This window comes from Streptomyces sp. YS-3 (assembly GCF_045257485.1).
Classification (GTDB): Bacteria; Actinomycetota; Actinomycetes; order Streptomycetales; family Streptomycetaceae; genus Streptomyces.
The window spans coordinates 1-622 of record NZ_JBJHPC010001181.1 but is presented as its reverse complement, the minus strand read 5'-3'; the positions used below and the strand labels follow the sequence as shown (position 1 = coordinate 622).

The 622-nt window shown below is 74.4% G+C and carries 1 protein-coding gene; it reads left to right on the top strand.

Annotation, left to right across the window (positions count from 1 at the left end):
* Positions 1-35: 35 nt before the first annotated feature.
* A partial coding sequence (locus ACJA3G_RS38215; protein WP_406557578.1) for an NADH-quinone oxidoreductase subunit C occupies positions 36-622 on the top strand: 587 nt, incomplete at its 3' end.

The window sequence follows — 622 nt, the reverse complement described above, 5'->3', positions numbered from 1 at the left end:
GCCGAGGGTGACACGCCGAAGCCGGGGGCCGCGCAGTGACCACCACCGCGTACGACCGTCTGCCCGACGCCGTCACGGAGATCTTCGGCGAGGACGCCACCGCCGAGGAGGCGTACGGCCTGCTCACCGTGGACGTCCCCGCCGACTCCTGGACGACCGCGCTGGAGACCGCCCGCACCACGCTGGGCTGCACGTACTTCGACTGGCTCAGCGCCGTCGACGAGCCCGGCACCGGCTTCCGCGTCTGCGCGCACGTCGTCTCCCTCGCGGACCGCCGGGTACGCCGCCTCCTCGTCCGTACGACCGTGCCGCACACCGCCCCCGTCCTGGCCTCGGCCGTGAACGTGTACGCGGGCGCCGCCTGGCACGAGCGCGAGACCCACGAGATGTTCGGCGTCGTCTTCGAGGGCCACCCCAACCTGGTGCCCCTCCTCCTTCCCGAGGGCTTCGAGGGCCACCCCCTGCGCAAGGACTTCGTCCTCGCGGCGCGGGTCGCCAAGGCGTGGCCGGGCGCGAAGGAGCCGGGGGAGTCGGAGCACGGCGGCCCCAAGCGCCGCCAGATGCTCCCGCCGGGCGTCCCCGACCCGAACGAGTGGGGCCCCCTGAAGGGCCAGCTCCCACC